The sequence below is a fragment of the Kaistella flava (ex Peng et al. 2021) genome (assembly GCF_015191005.1).
In the GTDB taxonomy this organism is placed as follows: Bacteria; Bacteroidota; Bacteroidia; order Flavobacteriales; family Weeksellaceae; genus Kaistella; species Kaistella flava.
Map to the genome: position 1 here is coordinate 3,522,597 of NZ_CP040442.1, position 22,648 is coordinate 3,545,244.

Annotated in this window: 17 protein-coding genes and 1 tRNA gene; 12 read left to right on the forward strand and 6 right to left on the reverse strand. The window is 33.2% G+C overall.

What is annotated here, in order from left to right; translation table 11 throughout:
- Positions 1 to 727: 727 nt before the first annotated feature.
- From Q73A0000_RS15895 to Q73A0000_RS15915, 5 genes are all read left to right on the forward strand, one after another.
- Complete coding sequence (locus Q73A0000_RS15895; protein ID WP_193811881.1) at positions 728 to 1,516, forward strand: sensor histidine kinase; 789 nt, start codon at positions 728 to 730, stop codon at positions 1,514 to 1,516.
- Positions 1,517 to 1,693: 177 nt separating this feature from the next.
- The gene (locus tag Q73A0000_RS15900; protein ID WP_193811882.1) at positions 1,694 to 1,906 is read left to right on the forward strand and encodes a hypothetical protein; all 213 of its coding nucleotides are present in this window, start codon (positions 1,694 to 1,696) and stop codon (positions 1,904 to 1,906) included.
- Between the two features lie 698 nt (positions 1,907 to 2,604).
- Complete coding sequence (locus Q73A0000_RS15905; RefSeq protein ID WP_193811883.1) at positions 2,605 to 6,660, forward strand: T9SS type B sorting domain-containing protein; 4,056 nt, start codon at positions 2,605 to 2,607, stop codon at positions 6,658 to 6,660.
- Between the two features lie 100 nt (positions 6,661 to 6,760).
- The gene (locus tag Q73A0000_RS15910; protein ID WP_193811884.1) at positions 6,761 to 7,723 is read left to right on the forward strand and encodes a YpdA family putative bacillithiol disulfide reductase; all 963 of its coding nucleotides are present in this window, start codon (positions 6,761 to 6,763) and stop codon (positions 7,721 to 7,723) included.
- Between the two features lie 324 nt (positions 7,724 to 8,047).
- Positions 8,048 to 8,761, forward strand: coding sequence for a DUF3575 domain-containing protein (locus tag Q73A0000_RS15915; RefSeq protein WP_193811885.1), 714 nt, complete (start codon positions 8,048 to 8,050; stop codon positions 8,759 to 8,761).
- Positions 8,762 to 8,838: 77 nt separating this feature from the next.
- Here the strand turns inward: Q73A0000_RS15915 and Q73A0000_RS15920 are convergent, their stop codons facing one another.
- Together Q73A0000_RS15920 and fbp are read right to left on the reverse strand one after the other, a co-directional pair.
- Entirely contained in the window at positions 8,839 to 9,843 is a 1,005-nt protein-coding gene (locus tag Q73A0000_RS15920; RefSeq protein WP_193811886.1) for an o-succinylbenzoate synthase, read from the reverse strand.
- Between the two features lie 49 nt (positions 9,844 to 9,892).
- Positions 9,893 to 10,909 (reverse strand): class 1 fructose-bisphosphatase, encoded by a 1,017-nt coding sequence (fbp, locus tag Q73A0000_RS15925; RefSeq protein ID WP_193811887.1) that lies wholly within the window; start codon positions 10,907 to 10,909, stop codon positions 9,893 to 9,895.
- Between the two features lie 263 nt (positions 10,910 to 11,172).
- On the opposite strand from fbp, the gene Q73A0000_RS15930 reads away from it, so the two are divergent.
- The 4 genes from Q73A0000_RS15930 (at position 11,173) to Q73A0000_RS15945 (ending at position 15,716) form a co-directional block, all read left to right on the forward strand.
- A complete protein-coding gene (locus tag Q73A0000_RS15930) occupies positions 11,173 to 12,411 on the forward strand; it encodes an aspartate kinase (RefSeq protein WP_193811888.1) in 1,239 nt (412 codons plus the stop codon).
- A 6-nt stretch (positions 12,412 to 12,417) separates the two neighbouring features.
- Positions 12,418 to 14,256: a lysophospholipid acyltransferase family protein gene (locus Q73A0000_RS15935; RefSeq protein ID WP_193811889.1), complete on the forward strand. Its 1,839-nt coding sequence runs from the start codon at positions 12,418 to 12,420 to the stop codon at positions 14,254 to 14,256.
- An 86-nt stretch (positions 14,257 to 14,342) separates the two neighbouring features.
- A tRNA-Phe gene (locus tag Q73A0000_RS15940) sits at positions 14,343 to 14,415 on the forward strand.
- A gap of 710 nt (positions 14,416 to 15,125) precedes the next feature.
- On the forward strand, positions 15,126 to 15,716 hold the full coding sequence (locus tag Q73A0000_RS15945; protein ID WP_193811890.1) for an HD domain-containing protein: 591 nt from the start codon (positions 15,126 to 15,128) through the stop codon (positions 15,714 to 15,716).
- Positions 15,717 to 15,735: 19 nt separating this feature from the next.
- Here Q73A0000_RS15945 and Q73A0000_RS15950 read toward each other — a convergent pair whose 3' ends face one another.
- Positions 15,736 to 16,395: an ATP-binding cassette domain-containing protein gene (locus Q73A0000_RS15950; RefSeq protein ID WP_208458788.1), complete on the reverse strand. Its 660-nt coding sequence runs from the start codon at positions 16,393 to 16,395 to the stop codon at positions 15,736 to 15,738.
- A 266-nt stretch (positions 16,396 to 16,661) separates the two neighbouring features.
- Complete coding sequence (locus Q73A0000_RS15955) at positions 16,662 to 18,812, reverse strand: endonuclease MutS2 (protein WP_193811891.1); 2,151 nt, start codon at positions 18,810 to 18,812, stop codon at positions 16,662 to 16,664.
- Positions 18,813 to 19,022: 210 nt separating this feature from the next.
- On the opposite strand from Q73A0000_RS15955, the gene Q73A0000_RS15960 reads away from it, so the two are divergent.
- Both Q73A0000_RS15960 and Q73A0000_RS15965 read left to right on the forward strand, forming a co-directional pair.
- Positions 19,023 to 19,529, forward strand: coding sequence for a GNAT family N-acetyltransferase (locus tag Q73A0000_RS15960; RefSeq protein WP_193811892.1), 507 nt, complete (start codon positions 19,023 to 19,025; stop codon positions 19,527 to 19,529).
- 43 nt (positions 19,530 to 19,572) lie between these two features.
- Entirely contained in the window at positions 19,573 to 20,214 is a 642-nt protein-coding gene (locus tag Q73A0000_RS15965) for a uracil-DNA glycosylase (RefSeq protein WP_193811893.1), read from the forward strand.
- Here Q73A0000_RS15965 and Q73A0000_RS15970 read toward each other — a convergent pair.
- Entirely contained in the window at positions 20,201 to 20,818 is a 618-nt protein-coding gene (locus tag Q73A0000_RS15970; protein WP_193811894.1) for a hypothetical protein, read from the reverse strand. The two genes, Q73A0000_RS15965 and Q73A0000_RS15970, sit on opposite strands and share 14 nt — an antisense overlap.
- Before the next feature lie 11 nt (positions 20,819 to 20,829).
- Positions 20,830 to 21,315 carry a DUF456 domain-containing protein gene (locus Q73A0000_RS15975; protein ID WP_193811895.1) on the reverse strand — a complete coding sequence of 162 codons (486 nt, stop codon included), beginning with the start codon at positions 21,313 to 21,315 and terminating at the stop codon, positions 20,830 to 20,832.
- Positions 21,316 to 21,384: 69 nt separating this feature from the next.
- Between Q73A0000_RS15975 and Q73A0000_RS15980 the strand changes: the two genes are divergently transcribed.
- Positions 21,385 to 22,644, forward strand: a complete 1,260-nt coding sequence (locus Q73A0000_RS15980; protein ID WP_193811896.1) for a mechanosensitive ion channel family protein — start codon at positions 21,385 to 21,387, stop codon at positions 22,642 to 22,644.
- Positions 22,645 to 22,648 lie beyond the last annotated feature (4 nt).

Here is a 22,648-nt window from a genome sequence, read left to right on the forward strand (position 1 = left end):
CTCAGAGAGTGATAAGTAGTGAAAAAAATGGTAACTTTAAATGTGGAGTAGAATGGGATTCAGTTACTTACTCGCTGAGTCTAGTTAAGTTTAACTAGTTTGTTAATTTGTTTTAAATGCTTATTTGGCAAGAAATCCTTTATTTGGCGTTCATTTATGGATGTCTTGTACTTTCTTTTTTTTGCCGAAAAAGAAAGAGCTCTATATTGTATGTCTATTTTATTATTGTTTGTTCTTTAGAAACAGTTCCGTATTTTTTTTCTATTCATTATTATCGCCTTTATTCTTTCGGCTCGTTGCTCTATATTTTATTTTTTACGTATTATTTCTCCAAACAACTTTTAAGACAAAAGATTAAAGTATACATTATTGGATTGCTTTCTTTTTTTAGCAGTTTGATTGTTATTTTTAATTCAGAAAAAGAGTATTCAATTTCTTTGGCTATTATCCTTTCAGTATTTTATATTTCTCTTTCGCTTCTTTATTTTTTCTATCAGTTGAAGAGTAAAAGTTCGGTGTTTATTATTCAGAAAGAAGCATTTTGGGTAAGCATGGCCCTTATTTTATGGAGTATATTTTTTCTTTTCCAAATAGTGCCCATGTATTGGTTTGAAGAAAATGATTTGCCCTTTTTAGAATTCATCAATCATATTTTTAGAATCGGCACGTTGATGATCTATTTATTTTTTGTAGTTGCTATTACCCGTAAATATTAAATCAAAATCCAATGAAATCATCTCTTCCTTTTGAAATTAAACTCACCTATTTTCTCGCAGTTGTTTTATTGGTGGTATTTGTGGGTTTTCTCATTTTTATTGTCGTGCTTTCTAATCGGAAGCAGGTAATTTCTCAAAAGGAAAATGAACTTAAAGATGCGGAGTTTAAAAATATATTACTTCAAAAAGAGATAGAAGTACAGAAAGAAGCGGAACGGGAAAGGCTGCGAATCTCCCGTGATATGCATGATGACTTTGGATCAGGCATTTCTGCTTTAAAACTTCAGGTTGAATTTTTGAAACTTTCAAAGCATGAGGGATTTCTCGATGAACACATCAACGATTTATTAAAAAGTTGCGATGACTTGAATCATTCGATGCGGGAAATGTTGTGGGGTTTGAATTCTACTAATGATAGTTTAGAAAGCCTTGTTAATTATGTGACTATTTATGCGGTTAATTTTTTCAAAAAGACAAAGATAAAACCTCATATTCAAAATGCTGGATATCAAAATAAAATCATTGGTGCAGTAACTCGGAGAAATCTTTATTTGTGTGTAAAAGAAGCTTTGAATAATATTTATAAACACAGTTTAGCAGAGAACGTGATTATCAGTTTTGAACAAGTCGAACATCAGTTTATAATTGATATTATAGATGATGGAGTAGGATTAAAACCTGAGAGTCCGTGCGGAAATGGCTTTGCAAATATGGACAGTCGGATGAATTCTATGAATGGTGAATTCAGAATTGTTCCGTCTGAAGTTGGTTTGCATTTGCAGTTTGTGTTGCAACTATAGCAGACTTTTTAGCGCTGTAAAATGGAGGATTATTTAAAGTTATAAGTGGATTCTGTATAGAGTTTGAATAGTAATACATGAATGCTGATATAGATTAAGCATCTACGTTAATCGTAAAGACACTTATCTGGTATTTCTCAATTTTCGAAAAATATTCTGTCACCAAGATTGCGGAAAATGGGGCCGAGCGAATTTTCAAAAATTAAAGATGTGATTTCGGTTATAAATTGTACCGAAGTGAAAAATGACTTGATCACTAATTTTAGATTTCAGGTAGGAAATCACTGGAATTATTTATCGAGTTCTTCTTTAAAATCAGATGTGATTTTTGTTTTAAATGATACAGATCAAAAATTAATTACTAAAAGAAAAGGTATTGATGATCAATAGTCTTTGTTGATTTTGAATGGTATGAATTAATTAGCATTTGTATTTTCTTTTAATATTTATCTTTTTATTTTAAAGTTAAATCGACAGCCTTGTACAAGCCAATTTAATTATGATTAATTTACTCACTGTGTTTGTATTTTAAATATTTTTTTAACTTTATAAAGGTTTTTAACTGTAAATTATTTATTAATAATTATGTAAAATAATAGTTGTTATTTTCATATTCTCAATCAGGTTGTAATGTTGCTTATGACAGTAAGTTCTCACTATAGCTGCTTTCGTTATAAAAATTCTGATATTGTAATTGTTATTGTAGTGCTATTTTTACTCTGATGTATGGTATTGGAAGTAAGTGTATTATAGTATAGTTTTTATTAGTATTATCCGCTCCGCCATTTTATAGTCATTCCTTCTAATTTAACATAATATTTGGTTTTTGGATATAATGTCGTAGATTGCAGACTCAAAATACAGGAAATTTCTTTCCGAAAAAACACAAATTTTGAAAGGTAAACAATAGAAAAAACTTAATAAATGCTATGCATAGAAGAGTAATTTTTTTAACATTGACCTTTTTGATATGCTACTTACCTTTAATAGGTCAGCAGTCAAATAATGCTGTAAAAATTATTGACAGCTTGGGCAATGAAAATCCCGTTTTAAATTGTAGTTATCCTTTTGATGGCAAGTGTTTAAAATTGAAAACAACCTTCCCGGAATTTCATGAAACAACCATTTACGCGGTTTCTAAAGAAAATTTTACACCTTATGGTGCTTTCAATGAAGGAACATCCGTGGGTGCTGATGCTGATGATTTATTTATTAATAGAATAAAACTTCCTTTTAATTTTTGCTATTTTGGTAATAATTACCGTGAATTTGTCATTGGCAGTAATGGCGTAATTACTTTTGATACGGGCCAGTTAGGAAAAGTAAATTATCCAAATGTGGATTATTTAAATCCAAGCAGCGCTCTACCTAAAAATATGATTTTTGGGGTTTTCAGTGATTTAGTCTTTTCGAAAAATAACGATTCCGAAATTTATTATCGTGTTACAGGAACGGCTCCCTATAGAAAATTCATTATAAATTTTTATAAAGGAAGACTTCTTGGCTGCAATCAAACGGTTACCTCGCAAATTGTTCTGTCTGAAAGTTCTAATGAAGTTGAAGCTTTTGTAGAAAATAAACCACTTTCATGTTCAGATTCAAAATTTAAAAATGCGTTGTTAGGGGTAATAAATGCAGATGGTACTAAAGGATATTCTCCACCAGAAAGAAATACAGGTGTTTGGGAGTCAAACAATGAAGCGTGGAAATTTACACCTTCCGGTTCAACGATTATTCCGGAAATTTCTTGGTATAACTCTAATAACGAAAATATCGGAGAAGGAGATACGGTAACGGTATGTCCTGATAAGAATGAGATTTATAAGGTGAAAATTAAATATAAAATCTGCGGGAATTTAGATTTAATTTTAGAAGGTAGCTCTTCTGTAACTTTTGCCGCAGATTTTCCGGTAGCGAATAATCACACAGAAATTTTCTGTAATGGAAATTCTTTTAACGTTAATCTTAGAAACTACGTTTCCAAACTTACTCCACAGAATCCTTCCATTTTACTCCTCAGTTTTCATAACTCGATTTCTGATGCACAAAACAATATTAATCCACAGCCTGAAAATTTTGTACTGACTGAAAATAAAACTTTTTATGTACGTGTTCAAAATGCTTCTGATCCGACTTGCTTTCGTACTTCAGTTTTAAATTTGCAACTCATTTCCTCAAGCTTACTAACAGATTTAGTTAGTATTTGTGATATTAATAATGACGGTATAGAAAAGAATTATCAGCTTTCTACTTTGAACTCGCAACTATTGTCTTCGCCGATTAATGGAAGCATCCACTATTTTTTATCACAAGCAGATGCAGATAATAACAGGAATGAGATTAAAGTAATAAATGTTATTGATAATCTTAAGTTATACTTAAAATATAAAACGCCTACCTGCAGCCAAATATTTGGGCCTATTACTTTAAATTTAACACCTTCACCAGTTGTTAATTCACCAATTGATTTCCAATTTACCACCTGTGATTTTAAACGTGATTTTGTGGAGCCTTTTAATTTCTTAGAAATTATTGGACCATTGATAACGAATGATTCTGAAGTAATAATACGTTTCTATGACACTAATCAAAAGGCTTATAGTGGAGTCGGCTCAACTTTAACTACCATTAAGGAAGGTAAATATGCCATTTATTCCAGGGTAGAAATCCCTGGTGGATGCTTTAGTATTGCAGTTATTAATTTAGATATTACTTTTACAAAAGTAGAGTCTAAAAATAGTGAGGTTTATATCTGTTTTGATGGTACCGAGGATATTACTATTAATATAGATCATTATGCTCCGGCTATGTTATTAGATTCTCCAATCGGAATTAGCACTTCTTATTTTTTATCTGAGGCAGATGCAGAAAATGATAGAAATCCGATTACAAATCTTCAAACTATTACAGGGAATGGTAATCTGGTAACCAAGAGTTTCTTCGTTAAATTTAAAGATTCTACGGGCTGTTATGCCGTAAAAGCACTAAAGGTTAGTTTAATTCATCTTATAATTAATCAATCCAACTTTGATATCTGTGATTTTCATAATGATGGTAAAGAGGATGTGATTTTATCTACACTAAATAAAAAAATTACTGGAGCACAAAATGCAACTGTTTCGTACTTTACAAGTTTTTCAGATGCACAGAGTAACAGCAATCCGAAAAGTATTTATAATGTTCAAAATTCCGCAAGACTTTTTGTAAGACTACAATCGTACGATTGTTCAGAAGTGTTTGAAATAAATATAAATTTAGTGAAGACTCCCGTTGTAAAACTTAATTTTGACACGGTACGAAATGCGGTTTGTGATAATAATAATGATGGGCAGGAACCTTTTGATCTTAGGACGGTGCAGTCTCAAATTTATAATGGAATCGATCCTGTTACATTTCAATATTATAAAAGGTATAATCCCACCGACAATTCTTTAAGTGATCTTATTGCAACACCGTCATCATTTATCGCCACGGAATCCAATGTCGTTTATGCAAAAGTTTCCTTTACGAGTGGATGTTATTCCGTGAGTACCATAAATATTAAGTTAAGTTTTTTACCGACGATTGTTTTAAAGCCTGCAATTCTGCAAAAATGTGATTATAAATTTGATTTAAATGAAACTTTTAATTTAAACGATGCATTACCACAATTATTTATACAAAGTGAAAACACAATCCCACGCGGAGATCTGCTTGTTACTTATTATAAAACAGAAGATGATGCCAACGCTGGCAATTCTGCAGCTCAAATTAATGCTACTGTAATTACTGTTAAATCTAAAATAACTTTTTGGGCCAGATTTACTTCTAAATCTACCTCGTGTTATTCTGTTTCACCTATTGAACTTCAAACGTATTTCCCGCCAAAAGGAAGGAATTCCGTTATAGCAGATTTATGTGATGATAATTTAGATGGTTTCTATGATGTTAATTTAACGAGTTATATCGACAATATGGTTTATACCAAAAGTGATGATAATAATTTTACATTTTTCTTTACTAAAGCTGAAGCTGAAACCTTTACCAATCAGATTGCTCATCCTGATCAATTCAAAATAAAACCTTCACTTACCAGAATCTGGGTCCGAGTGGAAAATATCGCTGGATGTTTTGATACGGCATTTGTAGATTTTGATTTTGGTAAAAAAATGACATTTAATAATGACGGTCCTTTTACGGTAAAAAATGTTTGTGATGTAGGAAATGACGGTAGAGAAAAAGTAAATCTCACCCAATTTGAGAATTTGATATATAATAGTCAAGCGAATTACGTCTATTATCCTACTGTTTTAGACCTTAATAATGATACCAACAGAATAAGCACGCCGCAAGAATATGTGTTCGATGAAAAGATAGGGCCTAAAAAAATATACGCCAAAGTAAGTACTTCTGGATTTTGTCCTAATCTTGTGCAAATAAATTTAACACTTAAAAAAGGACCTGTGTTTTCATTACCAGACTATTTTTTTTGTGCGGAAGGTCATGTTGATATTAAGCCCGATTTTTCTAATTTAGATATTATTGGTTTTAAATGGTTTGATCCTGATGGAAAGGAACTTTCTACCAATCAAGAATTATTGGGTATCAAAAAAGAAGGTACTTACCAACTCAATTTGACTGCTTCGAACGGTTGTTCTACTTTGATAAACTTTAAGGTTAGCATCAAAGAAACTCCAGTAATTGTTAATTTAGTCGCCAATGGAAATTCCTATACCGTTATCGCAACCGGAAGCAAAAAGATTCTTTACTCCATCGACGGCCTTAACTATCAAGAAACGAATGTTTTCTATAATCTACCTTATGGCGTAATCACATTTTATGTGAAATTTGAAGATTCAGATTGTAATCCGCAAATAAAAAAAGGTTTGGTTCTAAATATTAAAAATGCTTTCAGTCCAAATGACGATGGTATTAATGATACATGGATTATTGACGATCTGAATGTTTTCGACGGTCAAAAAACCAACTTAAAAGTATTCAATAGATTCAAGGAAAAGATTTTTGAACAGGAAAGTGCAACACGTTTAGAATGGAATGGTAAAACTTTAGGCCGCGTCGTTCCTTCCGATTCTTACTGGTATGTTTTAACTTTGTCTGATGGCAGCGTTTTTACAGGCTGGGTTTTATTGAAAAACAGACACTAGATCAACCATTGATTTAGAATTGAAGTCAAACAATTTCATCTTTTTTAAAAGACCTTCGTGAATTTTTAAATATGAACTTTCACTTCAATATCTTTGCAAAATGATTTTATATGATGTTATAATAATTGGTGGCGGTCCGATTGGTTTAAACTGCGCTTTGGAAGCAGAAAAAGCCGGACTTTCGTATCTTGTAATAGAAAAGGGAACGATTGTAAATTCGCTTTATAATTATCCTTTATACATGACTTTTTTCTCGACAGCGGACAAATTGGAAATTGCGGATATTCCATTTATTTCTACTGCACCAAAACCAGGTAGAAGAGATGCTCTGGAATATTATCAGGGAATTTCGCGTCAGCGTAATATTAATATCAATTTATACGAAGAGGTTTTGAAAGTAACCAAACAAGAAAATTTCTTGGTAGAAACCACTAAAGATAAATACCACGCAAAAAAGGTTATTATCTCCACGGGATTTTATGACATTCCTAATGTCATGAACGTAAAGGGCGAAGATCTGCCAAAAGTGAAACATTATTATTCGGAACCTTATCCTTATGCAAATCAAAAAATCGCGGTCATTGGCTCCAGTAATTCTGCCGTAGATGCCGCTTTAGAAACGTATAGAAAAGGAGCAGAAGTGACCATGATTATCCGTCATTCCGAAATTTCAAAAAGTGTAAAATATTGGGTGAAACCTGATATTGAAAACCGCATTAAAGAAGGTAGTATTTCAGCTTATTTCAACGCTGAGGTTTTAGAAATAACTCCGAACACAATTATCTTTAAAGATGAAAATCAAACCGTTCATGAAATTCAAAATGATTTCGTTTTAGCGATGACAGGTTATCTTCCAAACTTTGAATTCCTGAAAGCTTGCGGTATAAAACTTCAGGGAGAGTGTCTCAATCCTTATTATAATGAAGATACGATGGAAACCAATGTTTCAGGTTTATATTTAGCCGGCGTCGTTTGTGGCGGAAAAGACACCCATCTCTGGTTCATAGAAAACTCGCGAATTCATGCGGAAATTATTATGAAAGATATTTCGACCAGGATTTAAAAACGTTGTCAAGGGTTTTAATGATTTTTTAGAAACCTCAAAAGAGACAAAAGACAATCTGAAAATAGCAAAGCAAAACAATAAAAAAGCGATTTCCCTACTAGTTATAACTTTTGCAAACTTTTGAACAGCTTCTTAAAAATTAAACTTTTGCATCTTTTGCGGTTAAAAAAACGGTTAAAGTTTACCTTTAATTCTATCTCATTTGTAAATAATTAGTCAAGCGATAGTGTAAATGTACTTTGAAATCAGTGTGAAATTATTTTGATATCTTAGTTTATTCTTTAGATTAAAAGCCCGTAACAACCAAAAAACTAAAATCTTATGAGAACTTTATTTTTCACCCTGCTTATTTCAACCACTCTTTTTTCGCAAAATTCTTCGCCGGAGAAAATGAATATTGTAAAAACAAATGTCACGGCTTACGCCTTCCGGAATGTTAATCTCACTTACGAACGTATTATTAATAAAAAATTCTCTGTTGCCGTAGGATTTGGAAGCATGGGAAAGGGAAGTGTTCCTTTTAGTAAAAGTTATATTAAAGATACGGAGCTTTCCAACGTAGAAGTTTCTTTGTCAAATTTCACAATTGAACCGCGAATTTATTTAGGAAAAGGATATGGACATGGTTTTTATCTGGCGCCGTATTACAGGTATTCTTCTTTCAAAGCCGATAACGTTTTGTTAACTTCAGATTATGGAATGGGAACGGTACCTTTGAAAATTTCCGGTAAAGCAAATGGGAATAGTGGTGGATTAATGATTGGTGCGCAATGGTTTTTGGGCAAAGCTGATAACTGGGTTTTAGATTTATGGATCGTCGGTGGTCATTATGGAAAAGGAAAAGGAGAGTTCCGTGGAGATTCGTCAAGAATACTAACGCCGTCGGAACAGCAAGAATTGAAAAAAGAAATTGAAGGTCTGGATATACCTTTCGTAAAATATACCGCTACTACCGATGCCAACGGAGCCAATATTTATGTTGATGGACCGTGGGCAGGAGTTAGATCCGGCCTTTCATTGGGTTATCGATTTTAAATAACACCTTTACATAGAAGGTATTTCGGCTCAGCTTTAAAACGTTGAAAAAGAATTAAATCTGAGCCGAATTAAATTTATCTCATCATCAATTCATCACCATGTAAAACCAATCGGGTTTCTAAATTATTGGTAAACAAACCGCCGGTTCCTAAACCTTGCGGGATTTTAGGGTTTTTGGTAAAAGTATATTGTGCAATCGCATTCAAACCGATATTACTTTCTAAAGCAGACGTAATCCACCAACCGATTTTTTTAGCTTCCGCGAAAGAAATCCATTCATCAGTTCCAGAGAATCCACCAACTAACGACGGTTTCAAAATAATAAACTGTGGATTGATCTTTTCTAAAAGTTCTTTTTTGTCTTCGAAATTGAGAACGCCAATCAACTCTTCATCCAAAGCAATTGGTGTTGGAGTATTCTTGCAAAGCTCAGCCATTTGCTCAATATTTCCTGCCTTGATTGGTTGTTCAATAGAATGAATGTCCAAATCAGCAAGTTCCTGTAAAACAACTTTTGCTTCTTCAAAAGTAAATCCACCATTGGCGTCAACTCTTAATTCTAATTCTTCTTTCGAGAATTTTGCGCGGAGTTGTTTTAAAATTTCTTTTTCAGATTTCCAGTCAGCACCGATTTTTAGTTTGATACATTGGAATCCCTGGCTTAATTTCTCTTCGATTTGTTGCTTCATGAAATCGGCGTCGCCCATCCAGATTAAACCATTGGTTTTTATAGAAGAATATCCTTCTGAAAAATCACTTGGAAAATAAAGGTCTTCACCATTTTTCAAATTCAACATCGCCTGTTCGTAACCAAACCAGATCGATGGAAAATGAAGCAATTCTTTTCTAAGAACTTTTTTGTTCTCATTAATATTGTCGCAAAGCCATTGCAACATTTCTTCGTACTCGGGAACATCTTCGAAACTAAGTCCGCGGAAAATTCCACATTCTCCAATTCCTTTTTTGTCGCCTTCGGTTATTTCAAGAAAAAAAGTTTCCTTGGTTGTTAGAATACCACGGGAAGTTCCGCTGGCTTGTTTAAATTCTAAAAGGTATTGTTTAAAAGTTGCTTTCTTCATAAAAAAAGTCAGAGCATGCTCTGACCGAATTAGATTGTTTTTGTTTTTTTTAATTGGCTGCGGCTTCTCTCATGAATTCCTCAGCCTTTTCTACCATATCATAGCTTCCGCAGAAAAACGGAACTCTTTGATGTAGTTCGGTAGGTTCAATTTCCATAATTCTTTGGAAACCGTCCGTACATTTTCCACCAGCTTGTTCAGCTAAGAATGCCATAGGATTGCATTCGTATAAAAGTCTTAGCTTTCCGTTTGGTGATTGAGAAGTTGATGGATAAATATAGATTCCACCTTTAATCATATTTCGGTGAAAATCAGAAACCAAACTTCCGATATATCGAGAAGTGTAAGGACGATCCTCTTCTTCTCTTTGACAATATTTAATATAATTTTTTACTCCTTGAGGGAATTTAATATAATTTCCTTCATTAATAGAGTAGATTTTCCCGGTGCGAGAAAACTGCATATTCGGGTGAGAAAGATAATAAGTTCCTAAACTTGGATCGAGTGTAAAACCATTCACACCATTTCCTGTGGTATAAACAATCATCGTTGATGATCCATAAACCACATATCCTGCCGCGATTTGATTCACTCCTTTTTGTAAGAAATCTTCCAGTACAACTGGCGTTCCCGGTTCAGAAACTCTTCTGTAAATAGAGAAAATTGTTCCTACAGAAACATTCACGTCGATATTCGAAGAACCATCTAGAGGATCGATTAAAACTACATACTTGCTCAAATGCGCATTGGAGCTTGCCTGGATTTGGATAAAGTCGTCATTTTCTTCGGAAGCAATTCCGCACACCACTTCTCTTTGTGATAATGCTTCGATGAAAATTTCATTGGCCAGAACATCCAGTTTCTGTTGTTCTTCACCTTGAATATTTTCATTGCCCGCTTTACCAATGATATCGGCGATTCCGGCTTTGTTAACCTGGCGGTTAACTACTTTTGAGGCTAAACGAATTGCGCTGAGTAGACGGGAAAGTTCACCTGTGGTATACAAGAAATCTTCTTGTTTATCGATGATGAATTCACCAAGAGTTTGGAACGACTGATCTGACATTATTTTACTTTTTGGGTTTTTACAAATTTCGTAAAATTCTTTCAATTTAACAGCATTTGTTTTCATTAAATGATAGAAATCACTCTTTGATTTTCCACATCTTAACTTCTGCAAAAGTTATTTGCAAACGCTATTTTTTAATTATCAATTTTAATATGAATCCAAGTTTTTTTTATTCGTTGATAATTAATAATTTTGACCCCTGATATTATTCTCAGAGATTCTCTCTTGACGAAATAAATTATTGATATCGAGGTATTTAAATGAAGGTTTTTAAATTTGGTGGCGCATCGGTGAAAGATGCAGAAAGTGTAAAGAATGTAGCCCTGGTTTTAGAAACGCAGGGTTTTGAGAGTTGTCTCCTCGTAGTTTCTGCGATGGGAAAAACAACAAATGCTCTGGAGAAAGTAGTTGAGAACTATTTTTCCAAAACCGATTATCAATCTGAAATTGAAAAAGTGAAGCAAAAGCACTTGCAAATTTCCCAAGATTTGTTTGCTGAAAACCATCCTGTTTTTGCCGAAATATCTGTCTTTTTTGGTGATATTGAATCTTTTTTAAGACGAAATAAATCTCCAAATTATAATTTCGTTTATGATCAAGTAGTGAGTTGTGGTGAATTGATATCTTCTAAAATTTTGAGTGAATATTTAAATGATATTCAATTTAAAAATAACTGGTGTGATTCCCGCGATTATATTAAAACCGATAGCAACTATCGCGAAGGAAATGTCAACTGGGAAGAAACAGAAAAGAAAATGGCTTCGTTGAACCTGAATAATTGTTATGTAACGCAAGGTTTCATCGGTTCTGATGAGAATAATTTTACAGTGACTTTAGGACGGGAAGGTTCCGATTATTCTGCTGCAATTTTCGCTTATTGTTTAAATGCAGAAGCCATGACGATTTGGAAAGATGTTCCAGGAGTGATGACGGGTGATCCCAGAAAGTTTGAAAACGTTTCTCTTTTGAGTCATATTTCTTACGAAGATGCTATTGAAATGGCGTATTACGGTGCGTCTGTAATTCACCCAAAAACTTTACAGCCACTTAAACAAAAGAATATTCCTTTTTATGTGAAGTCCTTTTTAGAGCCAAAAAATTCGGGAACGAAAATTGGAACGAGCGAAGAAAGAAGTCAACTGGAGTCTTTTATTTTAAAAGAAAACCAACAATTGATGCGCATTGCAACCCGCGATTTCTCTTTTATTGCAGAAGAGCATTTGAGTCAAATATTTTCTCTTTTAGCCAAATATAAAATCAAAATTTCTTTGATGCAGAATTCTGCCATTTCACTCGATCTTTGTTTAGAAGATATGTATGGAACGGTGGAGGAGCTGAATGAAGAACTTCAAAAAGAATTCAATGCAGAGATTATAAAAAATGTTTCTCTTTATACCATAAGAAACGCTAATTTAGAGCAGTTGAATAAATTTTATCAAGATAAAAACATATTGTTAGAACAGATTTCCCAAAAAACGATACAGGTTATAACGAATTAATTGTCAATGAGTTTAATTTCCAAAAGTGATTTGATTAAAGCCTCAGGTTTAAGCAAATTAGGATTACTAAAAAATCCTGCGGCGTCGGCGATTATGCGTTTAACAAAAATCGATGAGGTTAATAAGTTATACGATGTATTGAAAAATAAAGTCGGAAAAGACTTTTTCGATTCTTTCGTGCGCGAACGTGATTTAAGATATATAGTTTTCGAAGAAGACTTGGCAAGAATTCCAAAAACAGGTCCTTTTATTTTGGTTTCCAATCATCCACTTGGTGCGATTGATGGAATTTTGATGACTAAAATTTTAACTGAAATTCGTCCTGATTTTAAAATCATGGGTAATTTTTTATTGGAGAAAATCGAACCGATGAAACCTTACGTGATCTCGGTAAACCCTTTTGAAAATAGAAAAGAGCTGAAAAGCAGTTCGTCTGGAATGCGAGGAACTTTAAAGCATTTAGAAGATGGCGGCTGTGTCGGGATTTTTCCGGCAGGGGAAGTTTCTAACCGAAATAATGAGTTCGGTGAAATACTAGATAAGAAATGGGAAAGACCAGCTTTGAAGCTTATTAAAATGGCTAAAGTTCCCGTTGTTCCAATGTATATTCATGCCAAGAATAGCCGGCTGTTCTATCAATTAGCCAAGATTCATCCAGATTTGCAAACGATTTTATTACCATCCGAAATGATGAATAAAAGGGAGAAGCCAATCCGCATTAGAATTGGAAAACCCGTTTCTGTAAAAGTTCTGGAAGAGAATGATACCATAGAAGAAATGGGTGAGTTTCTGCAAAAGAAAATTCTGCTGTTGAAGTCTTATTACGAGAAAAGAAAATCAATCACGGACCGTTTAAATATTCCAAATCTTAAACTTAATTTCTCTTTGAAAAAAGAAGAAAATGTAGTTCAGAATATTATTGATGAAACACCAACGGAAGATATCATTAAAGAAATAGAAGCGCTTTCTCAAAATGATAAGATGCTTTTCCGAAACGGAAATTACGAAGTCTTTTTTGCACCTTATGGTGAGATTCCATCCATCATGCGTGAGATCGGCCGACAGCGAGAGCTCACCTTTAGAAAAATTGGTGAAGGAAGCAATTTGCCTTTTGACCTCGATGAATACGACGAATATTACCACCATCTTTTCCTTTGGGACAGCCAAGCTCAGAAATTAGCGGGCGCTTATAGAATGGCTTTGGGATGTGAAGTAATGAAAAAATACGGGATCGATGGTTTTTATACCAGTTCACTTTTTGAATTTGATCCAGAACTTCGACCATTCTTCCGTAAAGTGATTGAAATGGGAAGAGCCTATATTTCTGCGGAATATCAACAGAAACCACTGCCTCTTTTCCTTTTGTGGCGAGGAATTGTACATGTTTGTTTAAGAAATCCCGAACATAAATTCCTGATGGGCGGCGTAAGTATTTCCGATAAATTCTCAGAGTTCTCAAAATCGCTGATGATTGAGTTTATGAGGTCACATTACTACGATTCTGCCGTGGCGCAGTATATTCATCCTAAACATGATTTTAAAGTTAAGTTAAAGGAACGTGACAAGAATCTATTTTTCGATGAGGTAGAATCTGATTTGAACAAGCTGGATAAGATTATCGACGATTTGGAGCCAGAAATGCGGATGCCAGTTCTTATTAAAAAATATATCAAGCAGAATGCAAAAGTGGTATCTTTCAACGTAGATCCAAGCTTTAATGATGCAATTGATGGGTTGATGTATATTCGAATTAGCGAATTACCGGAGAGCACAATCAAGCCAGTACTGGAAGAAATGAGTGAGCAAATCAGAAGAGAAGAAAATAATGTTGCTGATAATCAGTAATGTTAAAGTTTTTGTTAAAATTATTTTGCAAAAGATTTGCATCGTATGGGAAAACTTGTTACTTTTGCACCACTGAATTAAACAAAGGTCTCTTAGCTCAGTTGGTAGAGCAATGGATTGAAAATCCATGTGTCCCTGGTTCGATTCCTGGAGAGACCACTTTTAAAAGGTCAAGCGCTTAGTTTCAAAACTAAGCGCTTTTTTTGTGCTTTTTTCACATGAATCTTACAGGATCATAGATCGGTCTCAAATTTTGGGGAAGAATGGTGAATTTGTCATTTTTGTAAAATGATCAATAGCTTTGAATTGCTTAAGTCATTGCTGCCGAAATTTATTGTTGAACACTTTAATATATCTGTTCCGAAGAATTCGACCAAGTTTTGTTCTGATTCTAAAAAATGAATATGTTTTTCAGCATTAAGGCTTGATGAAAGAATTAATGAAATTATAAAAGTCAAAGTCTCATTTGTACTTTGTTAGGAATTTTGGGAGTTCTTTTTTTATGAAAATATGGGTTTTTGATTATTTCGTTTTCATGAACTCCTCATGAACTATCCATGCTTTATCCATGAAGTATCTATGAAGCATCCATGAACCATAATTCAACTTGATCCGTCTTAAATAACCATACAGATTACTTAATAAATCCTATTATAAATATACACCTGTTTTATTTTTTGATCCCAATTCGCTCATAAAATCGTTATCGTGCATTTTTAACAATTAAAAAATTCCTTATCGGGTATAATTTCATTCTAAAATGAATAATTTATACCCTTTGGGGTGTCATGGAGGAGTATAATTTATTGTGTGAATAAGTAAAATATAAAAGTCTTATTAATCCATCTTATTTTTCCGAAATTAGCCACATGATCTTAGAAAAAGAAATACAGTTCATTCTCGCTTTAGACGCCTTGAAAAGTGTAAACCGCAGAAACTTTAATCTCGATGATTCACGTAGAGAAAATACGGCGGAACACAGTTGGCAAATTGTAGTGTTTGCGCAGGTTCTTTTACCCTATGCAAAAGAGAAAGACCAAATCGATCTTTTAAGAGTGATTAGGATGCTTTCTATTCACGATGTGGTAGAAATAGAAGCAGGAGATACTTTCATTTTTGATGAAAGCGCAATGACTGGTAAATATGAGCGAGAATTGGCAGCAGCAAAAAAGACTTTCGGTATTTTGGACGAACCTTTAAGTTCAGAGTTTCTAAATCTCTGGATAGAATTTGAGGCTGAAGAAACTCCCGATGCTATTTTTGCTTGTGCAGTTGATAGGATTATGCCTTTTGTTCTGAATGTTTATGGTTCCGCTAAAAGTTGGACAGAAGCTGATGTAAAAGTAAATCAAGTTGAAAACATAGTCGGTAAAGCCGTAAAAAGAGCTTCCGAAGAAATGGGTGAAGCGTTTGATATTTTGCTGAAAAAAGCTTTGGATGAAGGGAAACTGGTCGAGTAATCGAAAGGTGATTTGCCAATTAATAAGACTGTAAATATCCGAATTTTTTTAAATCATCAATTCCATTTACAATTTTAGTAGAACCATTTTTTAATAAAATGATTTTATCAGAAATTTCAATGATGTTTTTATATTGATGATCTGTAATGATAATGCCTTTGTTTTTAGATTGCTTCTTTATCAACTTTTTTATTTCTTCAATAATCTTTGGAGAATGAAAAGGTTCATCGAGTATTAAAAATTTACAATCAGAAAAAAGTAGTACTAAAATTTCAATCAAGCGTTTTTCACCGCCTGAAAGGTTACGTGTTTTTTGATTGATAAACGGTATCATCAATTCATTGGATTTTAAAATGACTGCATTTTCACTATTGCAAAATAAGTCAATGATGGATTTTACCTTGAGGTGATTGGGTAAGAAATGACCCTGGAATAAATAATGAATAAGATTTTTATTGTCGGAAACATTATTAATGACTTTCGTACCTACCCTTACGAACTTATTTTCCGCCGAAATTGTGCCAAAAATAATTTCTAATAAAGTAGATTTTCCACTTCCATTTCTGCCAAGTATTCCAACAATCTGACCTGTTTCGCAAGACAAGAAAATATCTTTCAATATCTTTTTATCATCAAATGATTTATCAATGCTATCAACGTGTAATTTTAAAATTTCCATATTAAAATTTCTAAAATTAGACTTATTAAAAGGGTCATCATCCAAAGAAATCTTCTGCTTAAACCAAAATTAGCGTAAAAATAATATTCGTTTTTATTCCTAATTTCATAAATCATAAAATGAAAAAATGGTGCAAAAAAAAGATACGAAATTGCGAGGTTTTTAAAATTAAATCCCGCTATAAAAGATATTGAAACACTAACCAAAAAACTGATCAAAAAGATTTTTTGATAAAAATACAAATATGCTTGTAGAACTCTCAATTTTTAAATCCGCTCCAGTTCATCACCGCTAATCTGCGTTTTAAAAGTTCCGTAATTCACAGAAACTTTACCATTCTTGTCAATCTTTTCAATGGTTCCAACACTTGTAGATCCAGGAATTCTTACTCGTTGTCCGACTTTCATCCAAACGGCGCGTTCTTTTTGACGTTTATCTTCCAGTTTTTCATTGGTTTCTACGATTTTTTCCTGAACATCAACTTTCTTTAATTGTTGCGTGATCTTGCGTTTAACAACTAGCAACCGTTTAGTTTCATCTTTATCAGAACCTAATTTTCGGAATTTTTCCTGTTCCAGAATTTTCACGAAATCTGCCACAACCAATTTCCTGGATTTTCCTTTCACATAAGAATCGATGAAGGCTTCAACCTTATTTCCAAACTGTAATTTCCGATGTTCGTCTTCGTAGAGTTTTTGAAAATTAAAGAGTTTTTGCTCCAGTTGATCATTCAGTTTTTCAAGATTTTCCTTTTTATTTTGAGTGGAATCTCTTTTTTCTGTTAAATCAGTTTTTAATTTTTCAACCTCAAATTTTTCCTGCTGTAATTTTACAATCGTTTTATCGAGGTTAATAATATCGTGTTCTACTTTCTTCTTGGCAGATTCAATAATGAATTTTGGAATTTTATTTTTCGCTGCAACTTCAAATGTAAATGAACTTCCAGCTTGTCCGACTTCTAATTTATAAAGCGGTTCCAGTGAATTTTCATCAAAAAGCATCGCAGCATTCGTTGCGTTTGGAAGTTGTTCAATCACCAATTTAATGTTGGTATAATGCGTGGTAATAATTGAAAAACTTTTCTTGTCGTAGAAAAACTCCAGGAAACTTTCAGCTAAAGCGCCACCTAATTCCGGATCAGAACCTGTTCCGAATTCATCGATGAGTAATAATGTTTTCGAATCTGCTTCTTTAATAATCTTCGCCATTTTCTTCAAACGGGAAGAGTAGGTCGAAAGATGATTTTCAATGGATTGATTATCACCTATATCCGTCATTAGTTTCTCAAAGAAAAACATTTCAGATTTTGGATGAACAGGAACTAAAATTCCACTCTGAATCATCAATTGCAGTAATCCAACAGTTTTTAAAGTAATCGATTTTCCGCCAGCATTAGGGCCGGAAATACAAAGAATACGATTCTGTTCGGTTAAGGTTAAAGTCTGTGGAAATATCTTTTTCTTTTCAACTTGATTTCTAATCAGCAGCAAAGGATGAAAAGCATTCACCAATCGCATCGTTCTGTGACGGTTGATTTTAGGTAAAATTCCACCAATTTTTTCAGCGAATTTTGCTTTGGCTCTCGTTACATCTAAATCAAAAATATACTTTTGGTAAGAATAAAGTTGAGGTTGAAATTCTGAAATTTCGAAGGTTAGTTTTCGAAGAATTTTATCGACTTCTTTCTTTTCCTCCTCAATATCTTCTCTTAATTTAAACTGATGTTTGACGACAGATTCCGGTTGAATATAAGTAATCGAACCTGTTTTCGAAAGTCCTAAAACTCTTCCAGGAACACGCTTTTTGTAAGCAGATTTTACGGCTAAAACTCTTTGGTCATCGACAATACTTTCTCGGATGTCATCTAAATAATCAGTATTGGTAAGACCAGTAAGTGCACGGTTAAAGTTTTCTTGAATGGCTTTTCTAGCGTGAGAAATATCGTGTCTTAATGCTTTCAGAATGGGTGAAGAATCACTTTTTACTTCGCCAAAACGGTTAAACACTTTGTCAATTTTATCAACGATTTCTTTTCGGTATTCTAAATCTTTAACATCGTTATTCAGATGAAGAAATATATCTGAATGAATTGGATAAAACTTTTGAAGTCGAGCGATTTGCTCCGTCAGACTTTTTATTTTAAGGAAAGCAGCATTGTCTAATCTGAAATTTTCAATCAGCATTAGTTTTAACTCCTCGTCAATATCTTCAAATTCGCTGAAAGGAATTGCGTTATCGCTTTCAAAACTCGATACATATTCAGCTACTTTTTTTAAGGAAAGTTCAGCTGCATCAATATCGAATGGGCGAATTGCTGCAATTCTATCTGCAGTTTTTTTCGAAAAGGCAAAAGGGGAAATCTCCGCTAAAAGTTCGGGGAATTCAAGTTCGTTTAAATCGTCTGTTTGTATATGCACGCGCAAATTTAGTAAGTTAATTTGAGAATGGGATAATTTGAGAATGAGTTAATTTGAGAATGCGGCAGTTGGAGTAAAATTTTTGTATTTTTTTAGTTCAAACGATAGCTCCTATTTTAAATTATTCTCTCTGCGTCTTTGCGTAAATCTTTGCGGCTTTGCGTGAAAAACAAAAAGTTTTTTAAATCTCAAAAATTCTATCTTTGAAAGATGAAGTTTTCTACAGAGCGATTAATTTTAAGAACAATCACAGAATACGATGCCAGCGAGATTCTGAACATCAGAAGTAACGTTGAAATTAATCAATTCCTTCATCGAAATCCTCCTAAAAATTCTTTTGAAGCTTTAGAATTTATTTTAAATATCAAAAGGAAATCAGCGAATAATGAAATTGTCCTTTTTGGAATTACTTTTCAAAATCATTCAAAATTAGTAGGAACAATTTGCCTTTGGAAATTCTCCGAAGATCGAACAGTTGCTGAATTAGGCTTCGAATTATTACCCGACTATCACGGAAAAGGAGTCATGTCGGAAGCTGTAAATTGTATTTTAAATTATGGATTTAAAAATTTAAATTTAGAAAAGATAGAAGCTTGTACCAATAAAAACAATTCAAATTCTATTAATTTACTTCAAAAATCAAAGTTTATTCTAAATGAAAATCGCCGAGACGAAAAGTTTCCCGAAAATCTTATTTTTGAATTAAACGCTATTTAAATAATCATCGCATTATCACATCAATTAATCATCACCTCATACAATGACTTGGACCGAAATTCTTTCTCCGATTAAAAATACAGAATACTTCGAAAAGCTTTGGCAAAAAGTAGAAGAGGAATATTCAACCGAAAAATGTTTTCCACCAAAAGAGCAGATTTTTAGAGCATTAGATTTAACGTCTTTTGAAAATGTAAAAGTGGTTATTATTGGTCAGGATCCTTATCACAACGATGATCAGGCAAATGGATTGTGTTTTTCTGTTTCTGAAAAAGTAAAAGCGCCGCCTTCACTCAAAAATATTTTCAAAGAATTGAAAGAAGATTTAGGAATTGAAAGATCTAAGAAAGAACTTGATGATTGGGCAGAACAAGGAGTTTTACTTTTGAATGCGACTTTAACGGTAAAAGCACACTCGCCGAATTCTCATAAAGATCTAGGTTGGGAGAAATTCACCAATTACGCCATCAAAGAAGTTTCAGATAAAAAGGAAAATATAGTCTTTGTTTTATGGGGCGCTTTTGCACAAAAAAAAGAGGAACTCATTGATTCCTCTAAACATTTTATTGTAAAATCTGCGCATCCATCGCCTTTTTCGGTTTATCGTGGTTTCTACGGAAGTAAACCTTTTTCTCAGATCAATGATTATTTAAAATCAAAAAATATAGAAACTATTTCGTGGTAGTTCCACCGCGTTCGGTTGATGGATTTTGATCTGTTTCTTTTTCAAACTGAAGTGCAATTTTATAAGTTCCTTTCAATGCTTTAAATCCTTTTGCTGAAGTAGTTTCCGGACTTACATCAATTAATGAGATTGCGTATCCGTTGAAATTTTGTGTGTTTTGGTATCCTTTACTTGCATCATTTAAAGTGCTTAATTGCAGTGTTACAGGTCTCGTATAAGTTCCCATCAACGTAACTTCTGCCATTGCATTTCCGGCCCAAACACATTGTACATCTTTTGGGCAACGGCTGTCTTCAACTATTTTATTGAAAGTAACATTCATTCCGTATTCTTTAAAGAATTTATTTTCTCCTTCCTTTAAATAAATCACATTTTTTTGATTTGAGTTAGCCTGTTCGTGTTCTGCAATTTTTACGGCTTCTGCATCAGGCGGTAATCCAGTAGACATTTTCGGCTCGTCTTTTTTTGGAGTGGTCGAATCAGAAGTTGTTACCACTTTCGTATTCTCAATAATAGTTGCTTTTTCCGTCTTTGCTGCATTTTGATTTTGACACGTTGCCAAAGTAAAAACAGCTAATGAACTTAGTAATATTCTGTAAATCATAAATTTAATTTTTAAAACATATCGATTAAAACTACCAAAAACATTGCCAATCCCACGATGAAATTGAAACCTGTTCCGTAGAGAAATCCTATAAAAGCACCTTTGGTAGAATTCCAGGCTTTCTTTTTGTCGGAAGCATCATGCAATAATTCGCCAATGAAAACGCCTAAAAACATTCCGATTAAGAAACCAAAAGGAATGGGAATAAAGAACAATCCGACTAAAGTTCCAACAAATGAGCCGACGCTTCCCCAACGTGTTCCGCCATATTTCCGATTGGTTCTAGCTGGAATGACATAATTTAAAACGGTTGATAAAATCGTCAGGAAAACAAAAATCCAAATATAAAACATTGATAGTGGCGCGTCCGTTCCAAATTTATAGATGAGCAAACCCGCTAAACTTAATAGTAAACCAGGTAAAACAGGAAGGAAAGTTCCTAAAATACCGAGAACTAATAATATAATGCACGCAATATCAATTAAAGTAGTGTCCATCGTAACTAAATTTTGTTAAATGTACTTATTAATCTACGAAAGACAAACAGAATTCTTATTTTTGCCATAATGAATAAAGATCTGACTAATACTAAAGATTTCCTGCAGGATATAAGCGATTATATTCACGTTTTTGTCCGAGATTATTTTCCAGATGGTTGGGTTTTACTGCTGCAAATATTGGCGAAATTTATTTTTTTTATTGTCATTATTTACCTGGTTGATTTTCTATTTAAATTATTAATCAACAGTATTTTCAAAGTTTTTTTTAATAAAGAGAAATATCCGATCTTAAAATCAATCTACGACGCAAAAATCACCAATTCGATTTCGCACATTAATGCCTTATTGTTCGGTAGTTATGCGTTATTTTCGATTTTTTACAGACATCCAAAAAGCTTTACTTTTCTTGAAAGATTAATCGGTTTATTTATTGTCTTAGTTATTGCACAATTGCTGCTGCGTGGTGTAACTGCTTTCAGAAACTATTTTGTAATTAAAAAAGATTATTACAAGATCATCGCTTTGAATGCTGTTTCTCAAACGATTAATATTTTCGGAATTTTTGTGTGTTCTGTCATTGCAATTAGCGTATTGTTTGGCATTAGTGGTTCTGCAATTGTAGGAAGTTTAGGAGCGATTACGGCAGTTTTAGTATTGGTTTTCAGAGATACGATTTTAGGTTTTGTAACTGGAATTCACGTAGCTACTTCTAAAAATTTAAAAGTCGGTGACTGGATCGGAATCCCAAAATATGGCTTAGAAGGAACGATCATCGATTTAAATCTTTTAACTACGAAAATTGAGAATTTTGATAAAACAATTTCGACGATTCCAACCTATGATTTTTTAACGACAGAAATTAAGAATCTTCAAGTAATGTCTGAAAGCAATACGCGAAGGATCAAGCGTTCTATCATCTTTAATATTAATTCTTTTAAATTTTTAAATTTAGAAGAAGTCGAGCACTTTTCGAAAATTAATTTGATTAAAGGATATCTTGATAATATGAAAACCGAGATTGTCAAAGAAAGATCGGATTTAGAAAATTCAGATCTGATCATTAATGGCAGACAGTTAACCAATATTGGAGTCTTTCGGGAATATGCTCTTCATTATCTTAAAAGCAGTAAGCACATTGATCAGGGAGGAACGTTGCTCGTGAGACAACTTGAAAATACGCCACACGGAATGCCTTTAGAGATTTACTGTTTCACCAACGATTCTGCCTGGGCCAATTATGAAGTAATTATGGCAGATATTTTTGATCATCTTTTGGTAGCTTCCAAAGAATTTGATTTAGAAATTATGCAGTTTAATAAAATGTAATACA

Excerpts from the sequence above, each read along its gene's own strand:
- Q73A0000_RS15980 (WP_193811896.1), top strand. The coding sequence starts at position 21,385 with ATGAATAAAGATCTGACTAATACTAAAGATTTCCTGCAGGATATAAGC.
- Q73A0000_RS15915 (WP_193811885.1), top strand. The coding sequence starts at position 8,048 with ATGAGAACTTTATTTTTCACCCTGCTTATTTCAACCACTCTTTTTTCG.
- Q73A0000_RS15910 (WP_193811884.1), top strand. The coding sequence starts at position 6,761 with ATGATTTTATATGATGTTATAATAATTGGTGGCGGTCCGATTGGTTTA.
- Q73A0000_RS15900 (WP_193811882.1), top strand. The coding sequence starts at position 1,694 with ATGGGGCCGAGCGAATTTTCAAAAATTAAAGATGTGATTTCGGTTATA.
- Q73A0000_RS15895 (WP_193811881.1), top strand. The coding sequence starts at position 728 with ATGAAATCATCTCTTCCTTTTGAAATTAAACTCACCTATTTTCTCGCA.
- Q73A0000_RS15935 (WP_193811889.1), top strand. The coding sequence starts at position 12,418 with ATGAGTTTAATTTCCAAAAGTGATTTGATTAAAGCCTCAGGTTTAAGC.
- Q73A0000_RS15970 (WP_193811894.1), bottom strand. The coding sequence starts at position 20,818 with ATGATTTACAGAATATTACTAAGTTCATTAGCTGTTTTTACTTTGGCA.
- Q73A0000_RS15930 (WP_193811888.1), top strand. The coding sequence starts at position 11,173 with ATGAAGGTTTTTAAATTTGGTGGCGCATCGGTGAAAGATGCAGAAAGT.
- Q73A0000_RS15965 (WP_193811893.1), top strand. The coding sequence starts at position 19,573 with ATGACTTGGACCGAAATTCTTTCTCCGATTAAAAATACAGAATACTTC.
- fbp (WP_193811887.1), bottom strand. The coding sequence starts at position 10,909 with ATGTCAGATCAGTCGTTCCAAACTCTTGGTGAATTCATCATCGATAAA.
- Q73A0000_RS15945 (WP_193811890.1), top strand. The coding sequence starts at position 15,126 with ATGATCTTAGAAAAAGAAATACAGTTCATTCTCGCTTTAGACGCCTTG.
- Q73A0000_RS15920 (WP_193811886.1), bottom strand. The coding sequence starts at position 9,843 with ATGAAGAAAGCAACTTTTAAACAATACCTTTTAGAATTTAAACAAGCC.
- Q73A0000_RS15960 (WP_193811892.1), top strand. The coding sequence starts at position 19,023 with ATGAAGTTTTCTACAGAGCGATTAATTTTAAGAACAATCACAGAATAC.
- Q73A0000_RS15950 (WP_208458788.1), bottom strand. The coding sequence starts at position 16,395 with ATGGAAATTTTAAAATTACACGTTGATAGCATTGATAAATCATTTGAT.
- Q73A0000_RS15975 (WP_193811895.1), bottom strand. The coding sequence starts at position 21,315 with ATGGACACTACTTTAATTGATATTGCGTGCATTATATTATTAGTTCTC.